General features: G+C 37.4%; 18 protein-coding genes. 4 read left to right on the top strand and 14 right to left on the bottom strand.

What is annotated here, in order from left to right:
* Nucleotides 1–150 precede the first annotated feature (150 nt).
* The 4 genes from OWEHO_RS16110 to OWEHO_RS16095 all read right to left on the bottom strand — a co-directional run bounded on the left by OWEHO_RS16110 (nt 151) and on the right by OWEHO_RS16095 (nt 3,700).
* Nucleotides 151–615 carry an SRPBCC family protein gene (locus OWEHO_RS16110; protein ID WP_014203562.1) on the bottom strand — a complete coding sequence of 155 codons (465 nt, stop codon included), beginning with the start codon at nt 613–615 and terminating at the stop codon, nt 151–153.
* A gap of 178 nt (nt 616–793) precedes the next feature.
* Nucleotides 794–1,447 carry a response regulator gene (locus OWEHO_RS16105; protein ID WP_014203561.1) on the bottom strand — a complete coding sequence of 218 codons (654 nt, stop codon included), beginning with the start codon at nt 1,445–1,447 and terminating at the stop codon, nt 794–796.
* Nucleotides 1,419–3,296 carry a tetratricopeptide repeat-containing sensor histidine kinase gene (locus OWEHO_RS16100; protein WP_014203560.1) on the bottom strand — a complete coding sequence of 626 codons (1,878 nt, stop codon included), beginning with the start codon at nt 3,294–3,296 and terminating at the stop codon, nt 1,419–1,421. Before OWEHO_RS16100 ends, OWEHO_RS16105 begins: the two co-directional genes overlap by 29 nt.
* Nucleotides 3,297–3,319: 23 nt before the next feature.
* Nucleotides 3,320–3,700: a hypothetical protein gene (locus tag OWEHO_RS16095; protein WP_014203559.1), complete on the bottom strand. Its 381-nt coding sequence runs from the start codon at nt 3,698–3,700 to the stop codon at nt 3,320–3,322.
* A 417-nt stretch (nt 3,701–4,117) separates the two neighbouring features.
* Between OWEHO_RS16095 and OWEHO_RS16090 the strand changes: the two genes are divergently transcribed.
* The gene (locus OWEHO_RS16090) at nt 4,118–5,425 is read left to right on the top strand and encodes a tyrosine-type recombinase/integrase (protein WP_014203558.1); all 1,308 of its coding nucleotides are present in this window, start codon (nt 4,118–4,120) and stop codon (nt 5,423–5,425) included.
* A 357-nt stretch (nt 5,426–5,782) separates the two neighbouring features.
* Here OWEHO_RS16090 and OWEHO_RS16080 read toward each other — a convergent pair whose 3' ends face one another.
* The 10 genes from OWEHO_RS16080 to OWEHO_RS16040 all read right to left on the bottom strand — a co-directional run bounded on the left by OWEHO_RS16080 (nt 5,783) and on the right by OWEHO_RS16040 (nt 16,427).
* Nucleotides 5,783–6,667 carry an SIR2 family protein gene (locus OWEHO_RS16080; RefSeq protein WP_014203556.1) on the bottom strand — a complete coding sequence of 295 codons (885 nt, stop codon included), beginning with the start codon at nt 6,665–6,667 and terminating at the stop codon, nt 5,783–5,785.
* On the bottom strand, nt 6,657–7,541 hold the full coding sequence (locus OWEHO_RS16075; protein ID WP_014203555.1) for a hypothetical protein: 885 nt from the start codon (nt 7,539–7,541) through the stop codon (nt 6,657–6,659). Before OWEHO_RS16075 ends, OWEHO_RS16080 begins: the two co-directional genes overlap by 11 nt.
* A gap of 23 nt (nt 7,542–7,564) precedes the next feature.
* The gene (locus OWEHO_RS16070) at nt 7,565–9,772 is read right to left on the bottom strand and encodes a hypothetical protein (RefSeq protein ID WP_169312805.1); all 2,208 of its coding nucleotides are present in this window, start codon (nt 9,770–9,772) and stop codon (nt 7,565–7,567) included.
* A gap of 471 nt (nt 9,773–10,243) precedes the next feature.
* On the bottom strand, nt 10,244–10,900 hold the full coding sequence (locus tag OWEHO_RS16065; RefSeq protein WP_014203553.1) for a hypothetical protein: 657 nt from the start codon (nt 10,898–10,900) through the stop codon (nt 10,244–10,246).
* 95 nt (nt 10,901–10,995) lie between these two features.
* Nucleotides 10,996–12,426 (bottom strand): lipid A-modifier LpxR family protein, encoded by a 1,431-nt coding sequence (locus OWEHO_RS16060; protein WP_014203552.1) that lies wholly within the window; start codon nt 12,424–12,426, stop codon nt 10,996–10,998.
* A gap of 961 nt (nt 12,427–13,387) precedes the next feature.
* Nucleotides 13,388–14,005: a hypothetical protein gene (locus OWEHO_RS16055; RefSeq protein ID WP_014203551.1), complete on the bottom strand. Its 618-nt coding sequence runs from the start codon at nt 14,003–14,005 to the stop codon at nt 13,388–13,390.
* Nucleotides 13,995–14,171, bottom strand: a complete 177-nt coding sequence (locus OWEHO_RS18525; protein ID WP_014203550.1) for a hypothetical protein — start codon at nt 14,169–14,171, stop codon at nt 13,995–13,997. The genes OWEHO_RS16055 and OWEHO_RS18525 overlap by 11 nt, the downstream gene beginning before the upstream one ends.
* A 12-nt stretch (nt 14,172–14,183) precedes the next feature.
* On the bottom strand, nt 14,184–15,377 hold the full coding sequence (locus OWEHO_RS16050) for a hypothetical protein (protein WP_014203549.1): 1,194 nt from the start codon (nt 15,375–15,377) through the stop codon (nt 14,184–14,186).
* A 2-nt stretch (nt 15,378–15,379) separates the two neighbouring features.
* Nucleotides 15,380–16,186 carry a hypothetical protein gene (locus OWEHO_RS16045; RefSeq protein WP_014203548.1) on the bottom strand — a complete coding sequence of 269 codons (807 nt, stop codon included), beginning with the start codon at nt 16,184–16,186 and terminating at the stop codon, nt 15,380–15,382.
* The gene (locus tag OWEHO_RS16040) at nt 16,173–16,427 is read right to left on the bottom strand and encodes a hypothetical protein (protein WP_014203547.1); all 255 of its coding nucleotides are present in this window, start codon (nt 16,425–16,427) and stop codon (nt 16,173–16,175) included. Before OWEHO_RS16040 ends, OWEHO_RS16045 begins: the two co-directional genes overlap by 14 nt.
* Nucleotides 16,428–17,799: 1,372 nt before the next feature.
* Between OWEHO_RS16040 and OWEHO_RS16035 the strand changes: the two genes are divergently transcribed.
* The 3 genes from OWEHO_RS16035 to OWEHO_RS16020 all read left to right on the top strand — a co-directional run bounded on the left by OWEHO_RS16035 (nt 17,800) and on the right by OWEHO_RS16020 (nt 19,236).
* Entirely contained in the window at nt 17,800–18,003 is a 204-nt protein-coding gene (locus OWEHO_RS16035; RefSeq protein WP_014203545.1) for a hypothetical protein, read from the top strand.
* Between the two features lie 162 nt (nt 18,004–18,165).
* Entirely contained in the window at nt 18,166–18,348 is a 183-nt protein-coding gene (locus tag OWEHO_RS16030) for a hypothetical protein (RefSeq protein WP_014203544.1), read from the top strand.
* Between the two features lie 447 nt (nt 18,349–18,795).
* Complete coding sequence (locus OWEHO_RS16020) at nt 18,796–19,236, top strand: hypothetical protein (RefSeq protein WP_014203542.1); 441 nt, start codon at nt 18,796–18,798, stop codon at nt 19,234–19,236.
* The last annotated feature ends 34 nt before the right edge of the window (nt 19,237–19,270 follow it).

The raw sequence follows: 19,270 nt of genomic DNA, 5'->3' as shown, positions 1-19,270 counted from the left end.
CTAGTTAATATAAATCACTATAAGTAGTGACTTATTCTAACGATTTTCCCGAAATCATCATTTTACCGAAATAAGTTGTTACATATCGATGACAAATACTTGATGTGAAGAAGTGTTTTTTGAGAGAAATAACGCCACCCACGAATTTCTTTAAACGCTTTCTTTTGGAGATTCTGCGTTTTTTTTGATCATCATATTTTGTCTCATGACGAGGTGTGTCAAATAAACTCTTAGAAAAAAGAAATTGATCAGCATTCCCATCAAACCTGTACGAGGGGAAAATCTTAGGACACTACTCATAGTAGTTGTTCCATCCTTAAATGAAAAATGATATTCATGCCTAAAGCTTTTGAAAATACCCCCCTTCAATTGATACACAAAATATGTAGGCTTGTAAAAATCAGTAATAGTCAATGTGTATTGCTGCTGAAAACCAAAATGATGAACTCGCCAGATTGTGCTTTCGCTTGAATCAAGGGGGCCTAATTTTTTTCCTTTGATGATTTTTACCTTACTGCGAATGAAATAAGCAAGTTGAAACTCTACTCTGCGCGAAAGATCAAACACCCGATCGATGGGTGCGCTTATTTTTGTTTCAAGAAAGATTATTGACATTTGAATAGGCCTTTATGCTCTAACCTTATTCAAAGTGAATTATAGTAATTACCTGAAAAGAGCAAGCTTAAGCCTAAATATCGGGAATCCAACGAAATAACTAATCACTACAATTAGTGATTTGTAGGAATAAAACTTAGCACTGCAAAACGTTCAACTGAAGTTTATCAGGGAATTGTTACACAATATCAAAACCTTTTAAAATACCTTTCTTTAAAGCATACTTAGCTATTTCAACCGAATTTCTCACACCGAGTTTTGACAAGATTTTCTTCCTATGAGAATCAATGGTATGTGGACTTAACTCTAGCACCTGTGCAATCTGTTGACTTGAATACCCCTTAGCTATATATTGAACCACCTCTTTTTCTCTAGGAGACAATTCTGACTGATGCGAATCCAGGGCATAAAGCTTTTCATTAAAATTGGACTTCACAATTTCGCTACAGAAGTACTTACCTCCGCTACTCACTTTATCTATAGCTTTTACCAATTCAACCTTACCTGAATTCTTTAACAAGTACCCATCCGCACCTACCTCAATAAGTTTATTTATAAACTCAGGCCTGTTGTGCATACTCAAAATCAACACCTTAATTGGAAGTCCACGACTCTTCACTTCTTGCGTAACCTCAATTCCATCCATCTCTGGCATATTGATATCCAAAATCAATAAATCCAAATCAGGTAGTTTTTGCATACGATCCATTACTTCCAGACCGTTGGAAGCACGCCCCACAATTGTAACATGCTCTACTGGTGAAAGTAAGGCATGAATACCATCCAATACTAAATCATGATCATCAGCAATTAAGATATTTACTTGTTTCATTTTTTAAAGGTATTTGAATTTTAAAGCATGTCCCTCCCCCAAGATGCGATGCAATATTCAAGTTTCCTTCCAATCTCGTCACGCGAGTATTAATATTTTTCAACCCCATACCCGTGCTCTTCTGCTCCAAGTCAAAACCAGAACCGTCATCCTTTATCTCCAGCCGCAAGGTATCCCCCCTCATTCCTACGTCAATCCAAATATTCTCAGCATCCGAGTGCCTAAGAGCATTATTTAAAATTTCTTGTACAATTCTAAAAACTACAACTTCAAACTCTGACTCCATCGAGTTCAGTTCACCTATTTTTAAGTGAACCTTAACACGTTGAGAAACATTGAAATTTTCTTGCAACTCTTTTAAAGCAGCTTCCAGGCCAAATCGAGCCAACACACCCGAGATTAAGTTATGCGAAATAGACCTTGTTTCTTCAATTGCTCTATCCACCAAAGCTAAGAGCTTTTTTACACTTTCGGAATCGCTGGTGTCAACGCTTTCGCCATAAGCTTCAATTTGCATTCTCACAGCAGACAAAGTACTTCCCAAACGATCATGTAAATCTTCAGAGATCCGCCCCCTCTCCTTTTCCTGCCCTTGTAAGAGGGCTTCAATTGTCTTTACAGCCTGCTCTTTTTTGAGCTGATCAATTTTTTGAGCACTTATCTTCTCCCTTTGCTTTTGAATAACAAATCTTACGCGTTTTTTATACCACCCCAAAGCCAAAAGAGAGCCAACACTTACAAGTGCGATTGTCAATCCCACCCACAGTATTTGTTTTTCAGACTTTGACTTTGACAGCGCTAACTCCTTTCGCAGGTTTTCGTTTCTCTGTTTCTCAATAAGCTCCTTCTGCCGTCCAGATTCATAGCGAACACTGAGTTCTTCTGATTTAAAATCTTTGGTTAACAGACTATCTTTTATCGATATATAATTTTGTAGGTATAATAAAGCTTTTTCTAAGTTTCCAAGAGAATCATGCAATCTGTAAAGTTGCTCATAAACCTGAGCCTGCTGAACCACCCCTCCTAAATGAATAGAAAGACTATCAGCTTCCATGAGGTAGGTAATTGACTGAAGTGGTGCATCATAAAAATATAAAGATGACAAATTCAAGTTAGCACTTATCCAGTTCTTTATGTTTTCAGAGAATTTATAGGATTCACGGGCTGACTTAAAATAATACGAAGCACTATCTATTTCTCCTCTATTTTTATAAACTAACGCCATATTAGACCACACATCTGTAACAAAAGAATATTGATTAGTCTTTTCAAAAATCAACATGGCTGACTTATAATTCCTTAGTGCCTCACGATCTCTAAACAGTTTATAGTTTACAGCCCCAATATTAAGAAATGAATGAGCCATCCAAAGTGAGTCAGCAGCCAGTATCTCTTGCTCCAAACCATGCTGATAGGCTCTTAGTGCGAGAATAAAACTACTATCCGCCAAATCAAACCTTGAAGACAACTCATGCATCTCCCCTTCTCTATAGTACAAATTCCCTAAGTGTAAATACGACTGACCTGCTTCTGAATGCCAGTGTCCTTGGAGTCGAATATCTATAGCTCGTTTAAATCCTTGAACAGCCTCTGTCCAATCCCCTTTTTTTTCGACAACTACGGCATTTACATCACTAATGAGCGCTTCTAAATAGGGCGAGCTTATATTTTTCAACTCATTCTCAGCTTTCTTGATAAAAAAAAGCGCTGAATCTAAATCGACCTTTAAATAGAGTCGACATCTTTCTACATCAGCAAAAACTTTCAAAGAGTCTTTTGAAGTATTAGCCATTGATCCCAAAAAACCAACTAAAAACAAAATAAACAATGAAGACTTAGGAGTGATCATAGAAAAAACAAATTACCGCACCTCTACTCACTTAAAATAACACCATCACGTCTTATCTTCCTTGTCTTCTTTTTACCTTCTGCTGTTTTTTCGGCCACTATTACGTCCAAAGCTTTAGGGTTATCTCCCTGATTAAAATATCCGGTATTATTCACTTCAAGTGGATTGGAGCTACCACCAGACTCTAGTGTAATCGTTAAATGATAATGATCCGCATACACCCAAAACTCTTGAGTTGGTAACTGACCAGGAGCAACTATTTCCACATCTTCAGGAACACTATGCTCGGGAGCACCGTCTAACTGCATATTATTTGGATTGTCTATTACCACAGTTAATTCTGTGAAAGCTTCACCTGAGGAATCAAAATTGAATTGTAGAGAGAGTAAATCGAATTGAGCCATTGCTAATTATTGTTTATTAATTATTTATGAAATTAAAAGAAGGATTTTAAACTAACACTACTGATTAGCAGTGCCGTACCCTCAAACCTACACAAATATTACACAAAAAGCACTAATAGCCATCACTACAAGTAGTGATGGCAGGGGTGAGTTTTAAAATTAGTTCAATCTAATGGCCACTCACAAAACCTAAACTCAACGAAAAACTCTAATTTGGCATCCTAAAAACGAAAAAAGCCTCTCCGATTTCTCGAAGAGGCTTTTGCAATGTTGGCGGTCTGGACGGGACTCTCAGTACACCACATCACCTTTCAAATATTACACATATTTCTTGATTATCAATATTTTATGATTTTTCACTTTACGGAATTTTCGTAGTTTTACGCCAGTTACTATTCTAAAACTGTACTAATTTTCATGGCTCACTTCGTAATCACAAACAAGCAATTTGAAAGGAAAGATGGCACTTCACAGATAATCGTTCGATATACTTGGGAAGGTAAGCACTATTCTAAAAAAATCCTTGGACTTCACTGTAAGAAAGATGATCTTGATCCCTTTGCCCAGCAAGTCACAAAAGGTTTTGACAAAGAAACCCTTAGAGGCATTAACAATAAGATTACCGAGATAAAGCTAAGAGCCTCCTCTATCTTACTTGAATATGAAGACCCTGCACCGAAATTCTTTTTCTCAAAACTATTCGCGGAGCCCAAAGAAGAGAAGCAGAAAAAGGCCACAGACCTAATAGACTTATATAAGCAATGGACAGACTCAGAAGCTACCAGTAAAGTCTATTCAACTACCCTCCCGCACCTTATAGATTTCAAAGAAAGTAGAGGGAATTTACTTCAAGTAGAAGAATACAGTAAAATCTTACTGAAGGAATTTGAAGCTCACTTAATGAAGAACGGCTATATCCAAAACAATAGGAGAATCGAAAATGGAGAAGTAACTAAAGGCCGTTCTAGCGATGAAAGAATCATGTTCAAGCATTCTGCTTTGAAGAAACACATGAAACACTTTAAGTTCTTTGGAAAATACTTGACCGACTTGGAGCTTCCAATCAAACAAAGCTTTAGGGATTACACATTTTCAATTCCCAGCCCTGAAATACCTGATACTATAGCCCTAACCAAAGAAGAGTTTGACGAGTTCTTCTATTTTGACCTTGAGAATAATTTTGACCTCAGACTTGCTCAAGCAGCTTTCATAATTGGTACCGCTGCCGGAGGCATCAGGATAAGTGACCTATATAATCTGACCAAAGAAAGCTTTGACATGCAAAACTTCAGTGTAAGCTTTACTCAGATCAAAACTGGTGGTGATGTGCATAACCCCCTGAACGAAGAATACATTAAACCTCATCTAGAGTTCTACTTAGAAAACCTTCATAAGATGCCAACTGAACAAGAGTTCAACAGACGGCTAAAGGAGATTGGTAATTTGATCGGATGGGAACGTACCGAGGTAGTCAATGAATATAGAGGAAACAGTAAAAGACCTACCAAAATTAAAGTTGCCATCAAGGATAACATATCTAGTAAGTACATGAGGAAAACCTTCATCTCAATGCTAGTCGAGCTTGGATACACCAAGGAAGTAATTAAGAGCTTTTCAGGTCATAGAGATGATAAAGTAATTGACCACTACATTCAGCTTCATCACCACACGAAAAGGGAAGCTATACTAGGCTTTACCCCTATAAAACCTAAAAAGGACATATAAACCATCAACTCCAAAAGACAACGAGAGAAAGTCCCTCATTTGCCAAAATCACAGCAACTTTGTCGTTTGATTATCAAAATCGTATTCAATCCGAGCAATAACACCTAATTTACTGGTATCGTGGATATTCAAAGAATTCCCGGATCTACCACTACCAGTAGGTCTATCATAAAAATACCCATTAGAATCCCTTCCAAATGTAGACTCTGGCGTTTCATGAGTACCTCTGAATACGAGACGCTCGTACCGACGATTTGCTCTAAAGGATTTACTCATAGGTTTTGCTTTTTAAGGAGGGCGTCAAAATTAAAAAAAAATTATTAACACAAAAATGTTTGTAATAAAAATAAATACCCCTTACATTTTACTTGCTTTTTGACAAATCTCAAGTAAATACTCCGGAATCTCATCATAAGAATCTAGTGTAATTGGAATTACGTTCTTACGAAGCATTGCTTTCTTCACTGCTTCATCTTTATCTCCTCCAAACAACCAAAAACCAACTGGCCTTTCTCCACCAACATGATTAACAACATCCGACACAACTGGACTTAATGCCCTGTCAAAAAAAGTATCCTCAGACAGACCAATAAATATCGCCAAATTCGATCTTAAATTAACTTTCAAAACTTCAAACCAAGGGTGACCTAAACCTAATCTTTTATCCATTTCCTCCAAACCTAAAATTATCTCTCTACTAAACTGATGTGAAATTTCTGGATGTGGAACATAGCCATGCGGATGAAAGATGGTGACATCTACAGATTTTTCTTTATACGGGAGAGCCGAAACAACGTTCAATGTGAAACCAAAAACAGACAGATACCACTGAAGCATGCTATCAAAATTAAATGTAAAAACTTTTGTCACCCTACCCCTAGTGCTTCCCATCAACAATGCAGATAAGGAGATCAAGAGTTTGTAATCATAAACTTTTTTAACAAAATCTTCTAGCTGAAATTCATACAAAACCTCTTGCAAAATCTTCTTAAACTGCATTTCATCACCAACCTCATCCCTAACTTCATCAGCTGCCATATGTAACTCTGTTGCCGTCTTACCCCCTGTGAGCTCCACTAAACCCTGATGTTTTCGCAAGGCATTTACCAACTCAAACCAAGAAGGCAACCCCATATCTTTGGACGCTCCAGCCCCAATAAAAATAATTAGTCCACCATCCTTAAGAGAACCTGATAAAACATCCAAGGCCATTCTCTTATTCGTTAAATACTCAAAACTCATTTTTACTTAAAGGATTTGAAAAATTAGCACTTAAGCAATCGATTTCTTCCAATAGAGGAAGTAAGGAAGATACACAATGCGCATTGGCACCGTTCTTACCAAGATAAAATTGAAAATTACCATGTTTATCAATAGATATACTTGACCTAAAATAAGGCACAAAAGGCTCTGTACTCCTATTAACTTTAGCATAGACCGATACCATATTAGCCTTAAATTCATTCTTTAATAATTTCTTCTTAATATAATCTTGATATATTTCTGAAGATAATGGGTCATCCCCAGCAAATCCAATGGAACTAAGCGCTCCAGGAACACTACTCCTTATATGAACTGCTCTAATATCTGTAGTCATTGAACAACTCTCTTCAGCCTGACTTAGAACATCTACCTCCCCCAGCATTCCCAATGAATCATTCCTATGCTGATATGCAGCCACTATCTTATTTGTATCTACTTTAACAAACCTTAGCCCACCAGAAATATTCATAGCCTCTATAACAGCCCCCATCTTCACAATAGCAAGTTTATGAAACGGAAAACTAACTACTACGTATACACCGCTTCTCATCTTTCTTTCACATAAAAAAACATCATAATTGTATGGAGGCTTATCATCCCCATTCGCTGAAAAATCCAGTTTCAAACTATTGGAGTACCTGACATTTGTTTTTAACAGACCATGAACCACAGAAGTATCTTGGTCTTGGATAACAAACTTTTCTACAATAGTATCAACACCTAGATGATCAAGGACTTTGTCCAATAAGCTTACAGCTTCAACCTTACGTAAAACAACCGAGTAATAGGTTTTTTCTACAGCCGAAACATTAAAAGAAAGCCTATCTCTTTTTTCAGTTTGTCGAGAAACCATAACATTAATCTTTAAATTATTCTTTAAATACAGGCAATGTATCGCATAGCAGTAATTTCTTCCAATAAATCATCATTCATCCCATGCTCAAGTATCAACTCCTTACAATGTAACAAGTAACCTGTTCTACTCTTGATATCAACCTCACTCCAGCTCTCAGCATTATCATAGTTAAAATGATCCTCAAAATCCCCTTCAGCTGTATTTTCAAAATGAATATTTTCATCGTCATACAACTTTGACAGAACCTTTTTTGAAAAGAATATCTCACCTGCCAAATCAACAATAATCAACGAGGGCTTAAAAGCCAAAAACAATCTTTTCTCCGTATCGTATAACTGCTCTTTATGCTGTTTTTTCAATCCTGACTTATCTTCTAACCTTACTAGCACACCCTCTTCGGTTTCACTAATGATATTTGGCTGCCCCAGCTCAAATAGAATCTCCGAAACCAGATTAACACCTATTTTCAATTGATATTCAAGTACAATATCAATAAATTTATTAACCGATGCTTCGAATCTCTTATGATCATCACCCTTCTCTTTAGAGGCAATTGACAACAAACTCCTCAACACATATTGTCTCAAATCCGCTTTTACATGAGATACCTGAGACCATGAATTCCATATCAACGCTATATATGGTTTTAATCGGTTAGCGTAAAAGTATTTAAGATCCAAAACGTGAACCATTATCTCATTAATATTTCTATTCTCGTTTTGCAATTGACCTCTCAGATCCTCGGTAGAAAGATCAACCAACTCAACCACCTGTCTATTCTCTACCCTCCCCATACCTCGGAAAGTCAAGGACCCATGAGTCAAACTCAAACTCAAATACAAAAAAAACAGATTCCGAATCGACTCTAACTGGGTAAAACCATCACTTTTTGGATTTTGACAAAACTTACGAAAACACGCATGCATTTGTTTAAACTCATCATCTACATTATGTCTGAGATCACCCGAAAGAACATATTTCAAGATATCCCGCACATGACCATGAGTCATTTCATGTGTAATTGTAAGTATGCTCCAATCCAACCCACCTCCACATGTCAAAGCTTGATTAGCAGCTGAAATAGAGTATTCAGCTTCTCGAAATCCCAATCTCCCACTGAAATAAGCCAATTTCGGGAATTGATTTTCATTAGCCCCCTGCCCAAACCATTTATCCACACCATATTGTTCAGACCACTTTTTTGTGTTAATCTGAACTAAGGGCTCTTCAATACCACTCAATTTTGGTGAATTCTTAAATGAGTTGTTAATAATCTCATCTATATTAAGCCCATTAAAAGCGTCCTCAATAAACCGAATTGTTTTTGTAACACCCTTTACCGCAGACCCAACACCTAAAAGTGAGTGTCTTCTTAATATGCTGCGCCGCTCTAAAATAGGAGTAACACCCGAGAATGTTTGTGTCGACACATAGGACAACGCCGCATTCACCTGTATCACTCTGTCTAAACATTGATGCTTTAATCCCTCCCGAACTAAAACATCCCTTAGAAGTTCATCTTCCGAAAACTCCTCTAAGCTATCCGGCTTAATAATGCTCACATCGCTTGCCTTACCATCAGTAAAAAATAAGCTAGCCTTTCTATTGAGATAATTAACATAATTGAGTTCCAGGATTAGTTCATTCATTTCTGCAATTAGACACTTTAACGTTCCTAACTCATAAGGCTGATGCTTAGCAAATTGAGAAACTAACAAATCTACACACGCAACAAACTCATCAATCACAGATCGTTGACTCAACTCTAAATCCGTATACTCATAAATCTTAAACTCATTTAAGTTTACATCTTGTCTTTGGCTAATCTTAAAACTAACCTCATCGAGACAACTGTTGGTAACTTTCCAGTATTCATGTGAGATTGGCTCTTCCAAAAAACCCCTTGAAACCCGTTCCAGGTGAGCCCTACTTTCTGCAAATACCAGTACTGCATTAATCCCTACACTGTACCAAGTTAGTTTAGCCAAATCTTTATTTGCCTCCTTAATCCGTGAGAGTATTTGATAAGGCTTTTCAAAATGATAAAAACTCACATGAAAATTTTCATCAATCAAGACTGAATCAGAGTCTAAAGGAAAAATTGGACTGACTCTAAATGACCTTTCCATATCTCCCGGCAAACACCTACCCTTTAACAGCTCAACACTTGCATTCTTAATCTGCCCGCCCAACTCATGGTGCTCATTTTCCAGAAAGGTTACCTTCAACCACCTCATTAACAATTGCAATATTTTATACTATATCCGATAAAAAAACGACTTTTATTCTTAATCCTAAAATTTTAGCATACTTCTTCATTCAACAAACTATCCAAATACCCCTCACCAAAGATCAAATCGATATTTTCTCAAAGCTTTAAGACATATCAATTTTTGGTCAAATCTGGTTTTATCATCCCTATCAAGCACCAACAAACACCAATAAACTTCTACAATAAAGCAATGCCGCTGGCAAGAAAAGCCAGATAAATAGCTGCAATCGTTACAAACTAACATTTAAAAAACCTCCACCGCGTCAATAATATAGCAGAGAATTTCCAAAAAAATACGAAAACATCACTAAAGTAACCGAAAATTCATACTATAGAACCTATAGATTTAGGTATACTGAACATAAACCGTATTCAACAATAATATTCACGCATGATAATAACGACTATATCAAAAATGACACAAAACCTAACCTCCGTCTTCGTCTAAATTCATTATATCATATATCAAGTTCATCTTAATTTTCAGTATACCCATTGAAAGGTACAACGACAATTCGAAATCCTCAATATTCATATCTCTTACCATCCTGTAATATTGATTGAATTGCTTGTGGTAATGCCCCGAAACGCAATGCCTTATTATCTTTAATTCTTGGTCATACTTTCGATGTTTCTTAAAACTCCTGATTAAGTGCCCCACATCTTTGTACCTATCACTTAAATCGGGATAACCCTCATTTATCAACTGAGAAAAGTGTTTTTGGTAATCATTATATGAAACGAATGTTTCATACATAACTAATGCCGCCTTCCCAGCATAAAACACTTTTTGCCAATTATCCTGACTCTTAATCAATCCTCTGACACAAGTCATGTGATCCAAAAAAGAGCTAGTAAGAAAACAGAAATATGCAACCAATCTGAGCCTGTCTAAAAGAAAAACTGACATATCATCAGGGTCTCTTATCTCAACCCACTCATCGGCTAATTCATGAAGTTCAAACAATAAATCCAACTGTTTTTGATGCTCTTCTATATACCTTTCAATTAAATCAGGCGAAGCCTCTATTTTCTCCTTATAGACTAAGCGTCCTTCAACAAACTCTTCCCATTTACTATTCATAAATCACCAATATGTTTAACACTGCATTTTTCTCCTATGGATTTAATGAACTGATTAAAATCAGACAAGACAAGCAGAATGATTCGAACCAACGTTTAGAACAAAGCAAAGTCAAAGGCTACTTTACCCCAATGATGCCATCTCTTATACTCATTATCAGGTCTTATTTCTGGTGATCTGTGATTAAGGGAAAGCAAAATATCCCACCTTCGTACCGGCACAAGAACTCTATCATTTGTTCTTAGCCAGCTAAGAACCAAACCATACTCAACATCCAGTATAAATGGATTATAATCTTCATATGGGAGCGTATATAATGATTCTCTTCCTACCTGCCCCAATATAGCTGCATTATAGGGCGTAAGTCGAGGGGCAACCTTTCCAAATGCATAGCAATCGAAAATAGCACGCTCCCCATTTTTTTTAATCCGCCCACCAGCGAAATTACTTCTAGCCTGAACACTTTCTAAGTACGCTCGATTTATTTTCTCGTCATTCTCCTCTTTTAAAACAGTCAACTCCGAATTACTCTTATATTGTTGTTGTTCTTTATACATTGCATCAGTTGCAGGCTTAAATTGCTTTCGGAACTTCTCTCGACTTGAAGCAGTAATATTTGACTTATTGTAGTTGGTCATATCTGAATTGGAACCAACTCCCCCTAGATTACCTTTTGATATTGACCCTATCCTAAGTACCAAGGAGGTACCTACACCTGTATACCACCCTATATTGACTTTATACCCTAACCCCAAATCAAATACGTTCTTTTTATCATTTCCTTTTAATGGATTATCCAGTATCGTTTTTGCGCCTGACAAAGTATACATAAAGGCAAAACTACCTCCTCTTGATACCTGATGATCCCAAGATATTTGAGTTGGACGCCCTAGCACAAGTGACTTATGAGCCCATGACTGAAATGTATAAGCAATATTACTTCCCATCCATCCAAAATTGAACGAATGCTCTGAATAAACTCCGGTTTTCAGATTGTACCAAGATTTTTGAGTTGTCAAAAAGGCAATATTTGAAAATGGCCTATCTCCAACCACAGGAACGACACTGTCTATTACTAAAGGAGTAAAAGCTGTTAACCCAAATTTTAGAGTTGAAGCAACGTTTACATTTTGCGAGTGTCCTCCGCCTAGTTTGGATGCTAACCACTCGAAAGCATTTATTGGAATAAATAAAGGATTTTCCCTTAAGCTCGGCTTAGAGTAGTAAAACATTGTTCCTTGAGTATAGTTTCGGTCAAAATTCTTATCTGGCAACCAATCAACAAACCAATCCTGCTCTATAACTACCCCAAAATTACCTTGAACTTGTTTATCAATGTTGTGTTGAACTTCACTAACTGACGAAGCTGAAATTTCACCCAATACGTACAGTTGAGTTGAATCAAGAGTTTGAAAATTCTCTTTAACAATTTCTTTAAGAATCTTAGTCTTGGAACTATCCAATTGCTCTTGACAATATGCATTTTGCAAGGCGCAAAAAAGCAAAACAATAAGTGATTTTTTCATGATTAAGGTTTGGTTGGTTTGGAATTATTTAGGTTAAATTAAAAAAATCTCACAAAGATTAGAATAGTCGACTCTAATAAAAAAAAACTCCAAAAACACCTCATCTATACCTCCTGGCAAGGGTTATTTTGTGATTTCAATAATTTTAAATGAGTAATCCTAATATTCACACATTAACGAACAATAGAGGTACGGGGGTCATTTTTTTTTCAAGACACCAGTGCAGGCTTCGTAAAACCTGAACCTTGGCTAAGGTAACACCCCTTGAACGGTCGTCTGTGAGGTGTTATATTCTTCCACCCTTCGCCAAACGCCCATAAACAAAGGGCTCCTTCAAGTTGAAGGATTGAATATCTTCAGACCTACACTACATCAGCATTCATCATGAACCTAGACTTACCTCAGCGGCCTGAAATACCAGCCTATTTCGTTTTATAATTAACCTTATGTCAAATAGAGTTAAACCGTGCCTATTAAAGGCCTCTCCCCCACCCTACCATTGATCTTATAATCATAGTGAATTTACCTTATCCAGTCTGCACCTCAAAACTGCCGGTCCGGAGGTATCAATAGGTATAGAATTGAACATTTCGCTGCAATAGCAATGACCATACACGCAAGATCGGGGTCTCAGGCCAGCAACAGCCTTAAGCAATCCACAAGCTACTGATTAATAGATATTTATAAATTAACCTAGAATTGATCAAGAATGATCTTCATTGCTTTGATGGCAATAAGGTATTACTGGATAACAACCAAGCGCCAGCACCACCACAAAACAACTGAAAAGCCTTTATTCACAAGTGACTCAAGGTATAGGCATTGTTTCAAAATCGACTTAATACCAATTACCAAAATGGGCATAGACTGCAATAAAAATAAGAAGCCCTGCTTCCCTACTATCTTATTGATAGTAAAGGCAGCAGGGCACCAGGACAATGAAAATTTTAATTACTTCAAATTACGAGGCTTTAAGGGCAAAACTAAAGGTCTCTTCTTTTAAAGATTCTTCAACGTCTTGCGCTGTCATTTCACCACTCGTATTGCCCATGAATTTAATTTCTTTTACCTCTCCTGCATTTACCAGAAGTAGCTTTGATTTATTGGCTTTTATCAGCTCTTGGATATAAGACGCTAAATAACACTGCTCCTCTTTACCTTCTTGCCCTTTTAATGGGATGGTGAGGGTGAATCTCACATTACTGATGCTATACTCCTCCTTCCTGCTTTGCTCTACCACATCAATGCATTTGGCCAAGTCCGACAGATGAAGCCTTATTTCGCGCTTGATAGCCAACACATCAGCAACCTTATGATCCTTGGCCTGCTCAAGCTCTTTCAAATCCCTTATCGCATCTAGCAATTGCTCACTCCGTACTACGTCATTAGGCCTATGCTGCTTAATGTAGTCCTTTGCTTCCTTAGTAGCCAAAAGACGTTTTGCGTAAGTCTCTAAACTACTGTCTTTCTTACCTTCAGCTTCCTTTCCAAATGCTAATCTATAAAGCTCTGCTTTGCGGCCTGTATTTGAGCCGTTGGCAATATAATACTGAAGGAATGCTTCCTCTTTATTGGTCATCTTCCTTATTGAGTTTAAATAATTCAATTGCGCTATCTATCTCAGAAATTGTCAACCCACCAGACACTAAGGCCTGATATACCTTAAAAGTGGCCTTTGATACCGGAACCACTTCTTTTCTCTCTTGGCCACTGGCCATCTTAGTTCTTAATACTATTCCTTCCATCTTCCATCTTCATTAATCGTTAATCTTGTGTGGTATGGTCACCTCTTGACGATAGCCATCTTTTCCAAATATTTTTGTTACATCCTGCATGAGGTATTCGCCCTCCTTCTCTTTGTTCATTGGATCAACCATAATTATTGATTGCCCAGATTGTAAATTATGATCGCCAAACGTGGTAAAGCTTCCCGTGAGTCCATTTTGAGCATAATCAAACAAAGCTGCCTTAGCCCTATCCAGTAGCTCTTCCCTCTCAAGGTTGTAATGGTGCCTGCTTTGAGTTTGTAGCCGTTCTGGGAAGATTGATCTTCCACCAATTGCCTGTCTTAGTTCTTTTGCATCCTGCTCTTGCTTTGCTCTCGTCTTTCGTGTGTCAATCTCCTCAATCACCAAAACCTCATCTTTCTTGTCTGGATGTAGTACAATGGTCAATTCAAGGCTTTTATTCGTTTTAAAAATTGAAACTGCACGTATTGCCAATGATTCAGCCGTCAAACTTTGAAGGTCGAGCCTGTCTTTTCCCCTTGGGATATCTTCGTCAATATTGATTGTAGGTGGTGAATAATCGATATCCAATGAAGATTTGAAAACTGAGTTATCTATCTCAAAAAAGCCTCTACCTATCATCAGCTTACCATCCTTGATAAATGAATTCAGACCTTGCTTTTCTTTCCATTGGTGAAGCAATTGTGCAGTACTCATGCGATTCACATAAAGCCCAGCCGGAAATACAATTTCACTTGCCTTTACATCTTCATGTAGCTCTACACCTGTACCATCCAAAAGCTGATCAATTACGCCTTCCAATGTTACACCATTGCGAGTTGAGAAATTCAAAAGGTTTTGCTTCAGCTTCCATGCAGCATCTTCACAAAATAGAACAAAGGGAGCTTGTGGTTTAATCCCTGTGATAAAGCCTGAAAAGACAAGCTCATTCTTGAAGTCGTACCCCAACTTGATTTCAATTGCTGATCCATGAGGGAAAACCGATTCTATACCATCCCTACCAAGGATATAAAGCGTTTGTTTGCCGTCCTGAGTCTTCACCTTCCATCTATCATCAAAAGGCATGGTAAGCTCTGCCGTGTCAGTAAGGGTTTTATAGGACTGAAATACCTTAACCTTATTGACAGCAAGGAAACGAGCAGTAACACCACCCGTTCCCTTAATCATTACTTCACATGTCAGCTTATTGAATCCCCAACTCATCCCTACTGTAAGAATTTGCCGTTAAGCTCCCTGAAAAGCCTATTCGCTTCGCCTTCACTATCCCTATGCTCAGGAGCTCGACCGCCATACATGGCTACCCGAAGAGCACCCATTCTTTCTAGTTCACTTGGTACACAAGTAGGAACCGCTAAAACAGCTACTTCTCCGTTCTCGTCTCTGTCAAAATCCAAGAAATTGTCAATTGTGACGTTAAACGGCATATTACCACCATTCACTTCCTTGATAAGTTCAGTGAGCTGTCCAGCAATAGAAGCAAACTTATTGTAGATCACTACGTCCTCCCCCAATAATTCACGGCTGTACTTACTCTCAATTTCGCGTTTACCGGATTCACTGAATACAAACCGATTATCCTCTATGGCTACGAAACGCAAATCAACGTTTGCTTTGAGACCTTGAAAGCAGCTACTCATGGCTTCAGCAAGGTCAACGCTGAACTCTGGCAGCTTGTACATTCTAAGAGCCGCCGCTAAGTCCAGCACTAATCCATTGCCTCCAAATCTTGTGTAGATTTCAGTCTCTGAAATGATTTGACGATACCTGAAGAACCCTTGAGGTGCGTATGCTCCAAAGTTCACATAGTCTCTCTTCTCTTCTTCACCTTTTAGCTTCACTTCACCTTTGAAAACCTTCAATAGAAACTCAGCATTAAAATCAAACGAAAGCTGAAGCTCTTCTTTTACCATTTCAACAATGCGATTCGCATTAATCACAAAGGCTTCATGAATGACATTAAGGGACTCTATGCGGGCATCATCCCGCTGCACCAATATTCTACTCTCCTCCATTCTCAACGTGGTATTTAATTAGTTCCTTGCTCTTCTGAATTGCCGCGTAGAGCCTGTGACGATATAGTTGTTGTTCATACTCTTTGAGTTTTCGATGTACTCTTGAGATTGAACTGCTACATTCTATCCCCGGCATTTCTTCCTTTGTTTCCGTAAAGGCTTTGGGAACCGACCACCCATAAAAAACCTGATATTCTATAATCTTTCTATAGAATCCTTTTACTCTCTCTTCATTACTCATACCCTTGTAATTTTGAAAACTACCACCCACACGAACTATGAAATAAATGCAGGTGGTAGCTATTAACAAACTAATCAATAACACGAGTAGCACAGCTATTTCTACTCACATAAGTATAGTAAAAGAGTTTCCGAAAGGTTTACGGATTTGATACACTTTCTACAATTTTCTTCATAAAGTTTAGAAAGAGGTCTAATTCAGGATTGGATGAGTCTATTAATAACAAAAACTAATTACAGATAATTTAAGGACTTCTATTATTCTTAATTATGTCACTACTGAATAAGATTATTAGGCTAACTAAACTATCTTGAGCCTATGTCCTTGTCTTTTATGGGATGAGGTACTTTGGTCTCTAATTATTTTATGGCCTTATAAAGTAAGAAGGATATAATCTTCAGGTAAAAGAAAATTAAATAATAGACAAAAATTAAAGGAAGGAGCTGAAAGCTATCTTCCCAAAAATAAAAATAAAAGGGTTTCTTTCATTTTCACAAAAACCAATTGCTCGGTCCAAGCAGCGTTGCACCGATACGGCTCTGCAAGTATAGAAGTAAGTCTGGGGACGAAACATCCAGATTGGGTTTTAAGGAAAACCACCTTCAGGAAACCAATTTTATGTTTGAATGAAAATTACCTGATATACGCGCAGGCGGAGCTAGATTATCTTCGTGCGCTCTGGTAGATGAAGCGAGCGCGCCTCTTCGATGTCACTTGGCTGGTATTGTCGTCTATTCCATATTTTCATGGATGCGTCCGGCCAGATCGCAAATGACCCTATAGTATAGTAATGAAATTGCACCAAGGTTTATAAAACCTGAATCAATTTGCGAATATAATACAATATTTTATTCCGGCAAGCGAAAAGTTGTTTTTTTTTCTCAACCCAGCTTCAACTTACATACAGGATAGCATGCAATTCATCTAAAAGAGCGCACTCACGAGATCAAAAGGACTCACACCCTTAGCCTTAAACAAAGACGTACTACCCTATTGACATGATTCCTTTTGAACGATTACACCCTTCCTCCTTACCTCTTGTCTATCCAATTTTACTTTCTAAGCAAAATCCTAAACTTTTTTTTTCCATAAAAAGCCAATTCTGTATACAAGCAAACTAACTCATTTTAGGCCGTTTGTATACAAGACTCCTTCATCCCCATTTCCACGATTAAAAGGAGTTTCAAGGTCTTAAATTCAATTCTGTATACATGAGTACTTCGATAATTTGTATACACCAACATTTTGAATTTCAGTTTGTTACAAAAAATATTTCTCTTCAAAACGCTTGCAGAATTGCTTTAAACGACTTTACATTTGCCGCAGAACGAGCTCGATAAAAACAATTACTAATTTCAAAAACCCCATTACTATGGATGCACTAACTCAGAAGATCAATAGTCTTTATACACCGGAACAACAGCAAGCAGAACTTGCAATACTAACGACCACAATTTTGGACATGAAAGACCACTTTCAGCTACTCAAGCTCTTCGGTCAACTCAGCCAAAATGAAGAAAATTCAACTTTTTTTCACTCACCAAATTGCCCACAACAAAATCTCAAACCTCTCTAAATCAAGTTAAAGGCAATTTTTTGGTGAAACAACTGTTTCACCGTAACTACTTGATAAACAGGTGATTGATTTGCATTTCCCAATAAATAACACATATCTTTACAGCCTGAAACAAGTAAAACCCTAATATGAATTATTAATAACCGTCAAAAATTAAAAAGTATGGATGCACTAGCACAACGAGTAAACCTACTCTACACCCCAGAACAACAAGAAGCTGAATTGCAAAACATGGGAGCACTTATCCCTGAAATGCTGCTAATCACAAACGCACTTCATTGTCTTTCAGAATTAGGAAAGGATCAATCAGGAGACAATCCAGAAAACCTCCCTATTTCAGCGTAACAAGAGCAACCTAGACTAGGGACCAACACCCTTCCTTTTAACTCCATTTTACTTTAAAATACACTTTGGAGACTGCCTTAAAGCCAAAAGCTTTAGGAGCCGGTAAAGAATACCTATGTCCTAAAAACAATGAATTCAATTATTTCTTAACACCAAAAATCAATTATTATGAAAGATCAGACAATAGAATCATTTACTCCATTCGAATGCCTTGAGTTTTTGAATGTCGTTACTGAACTAACAGTGAGCAAGTCAATCGCCCCAGTAGATCAAATGACCTTTGACGAGGTTAACGAACAACTCGGTCATGTCACTGAAATTATTAGTGACCTAACAAGCCTCTCCAACATTCTTCAGAATCACAAAGACTCATTTCATCTAGCAAACAGTAATAATCACTAAGAACATAAATCGAAAAATCATTTTCAAATTTTAAAACTATCTATTATGGAAAAGCAAAAAACTATAGAATCCTGGACCTCCGAAGAAATGCTTGGAATTTTAGACATGGCTACTGATCAGGTTATTGATAGAATCACAGAAACAAAAGCACAAATTGAATTCAAAGAATCCAAAATACTATTAAGCATGGCCTCAAAATGCGTTAGTGATTTATCGGGACTTGCGGACAAGATGCAGAAACGCAAGAACGATTTACTAAGTGCTCATGTAACACAACAATCATTTAGCCAAAATTCAAACGATCAAGAGATTTTTTTCACCCTTACAAGTACGGCCATCAAACTCGGATGCAATAGAAGCACCATTTATCGCAAACATATTCCAAATGGACTTAAACTTAGCTACCCAAAGGGCCCAAAAGGCAGTCCGAAGGTTAGCAAAAAAGACCTTGATCTATATATGGGACGAATTCAGCAAGCAGCATAGATAAAAGCTAATCACAACTTAGCACTTTCATCAC

Source organism: Owenweeksia hongkongensis DSM 17368 (assembly GCF_000236705.1).
Classification (GTDB): domain Bacteria; phylum Bacteroidota; class Bacteroidia; order Flavobacteriales; family Schleiferiaceae; genus Owenweeksia; species Owenweeksia hongkongensis.
This window is presented reverse-complemented; position numbering and strand designations above follow the sequence as displayed.

Bases quoted from the DNA above. Each gene is read 5' to 3' on its own strand.
- OWEHO_RS16090 (WP_014203558.1), top strand. From the start codon at position 4,118: ATGGCTCACTTCGTAATCACAAACAAGCAATTTGAAAGGAAAGATGGC.
- OWEHO_RS16100 (WP_014203560.1), bottom strand. From the start codon at position 3,296: ATGATCACTCCTAAGTCTTCATTGTTTATTTTGTTTTTAGTTGGTTTT.
- OWEHO_RS16105 (WP_014203561.1), bottom strand. From the start codon at position 1,447: ATGAAACAAGTAAATATCTTAATTGCTGATGATCATGATTTAGTATTG.
- OWEHO_RS16035 (WP_014203545.1), top strand. From the start codon at position 17,800: ATGGATGCACTAACTCAGAAGATCAATAGTCTTTATACACCGGAACAA.
- OWEHO_RS16080 (WP_014203556.1), bottom strand. From the start codon at position 6,667: ATGAGTTTTGAGTATTTAACGAATAAGAGAATGGCCTTGGATGTTTTA.
- OWEHO_RS16110 (WP_014203562.1), bottom strand. From the start codon at position 615: ATGTCAATAATCTTTCTTGAAACAAAAATAAGCGCACCCATCGATCGG.
- OWEHO_RS16065 (WP_014203553.1), bottom strand. From the start codon at position 10,900: ATGAATAGTAAATGGGAAGAGTTTGTTGAAGGACGCTTAGTCTATAAG.
- OWEHO_RS16060 (WP_014203552.1), bottom strand. From the start codon at position 12,426: ATGAAAAAATCACTTATTGTTTTGCTTTTTTGCGCCTTGCAAAATGCA.
- OWEHO_RS16050 (WP_014203549.1), bottom strand. From the start codon at position 15,377: ATGAGTTGGGGATTCAATAAGCTGACATGTGAAGTAATGATTAAGGGA.
- OWEHO_RS16045 (WP_014203548.1), bottom strand. From the start codon at position 16,186: ATGGAGGAGAGTAGAATATTGGTGCAGCGGGATGATGCCCGCATAGAG.
- OWEHO_RS16055 (WP_014203551.1), bottom strand. From the start codon at position 14,005: ATGACCAATAAAGAGGAAGCATTCCTTCAGTATTATATTGCCAACGGC.
- OWEHO_RS18525 (WP_014203550.1), bottom strand. From the start codon at position 14,171: ATGGAAGGAATAGTATTAAGAACTAAGATGGCCAGTGGCCAAGAGAGA.
- OWEHO_RS16040 (WP_014203547.1), bottom strand. From the start codon at position 16,427: ATGAGTAATGAAGAGAGAGTAAAAGGATTCTATAGAAAGATTATAGAA.
- OWEHO_RS16075 (WP_014203555.1), bottom strand. From the start codon at position 7,541: ATGGTTTCTCGACAAACTGAAAAAAGAGATAGGCTTTCTTTTAATGTT.
- OWEHO_RS16030 (WP_014203544.1), top strand. From the start codon at position 18,166: ATGGATGCACTAGCACAACGAGTAAACCTACTCTACACCCCAGAACAA.
- OWEHO_RS16020 (WP_014203542.1), top strand. From the start codon at position 18,796: ATGGAAAAGCAAAAAACTATAGAATCCTGGACCTCCGAAGAAATGCTT.
- OWEHO_RS16095 (WP_014203559.1), bottom strand. From the start codon at position 3,700: ATGGCTCAATTCGATTTACTCTCTCTACAATTCAATTTTGATTCCTCA.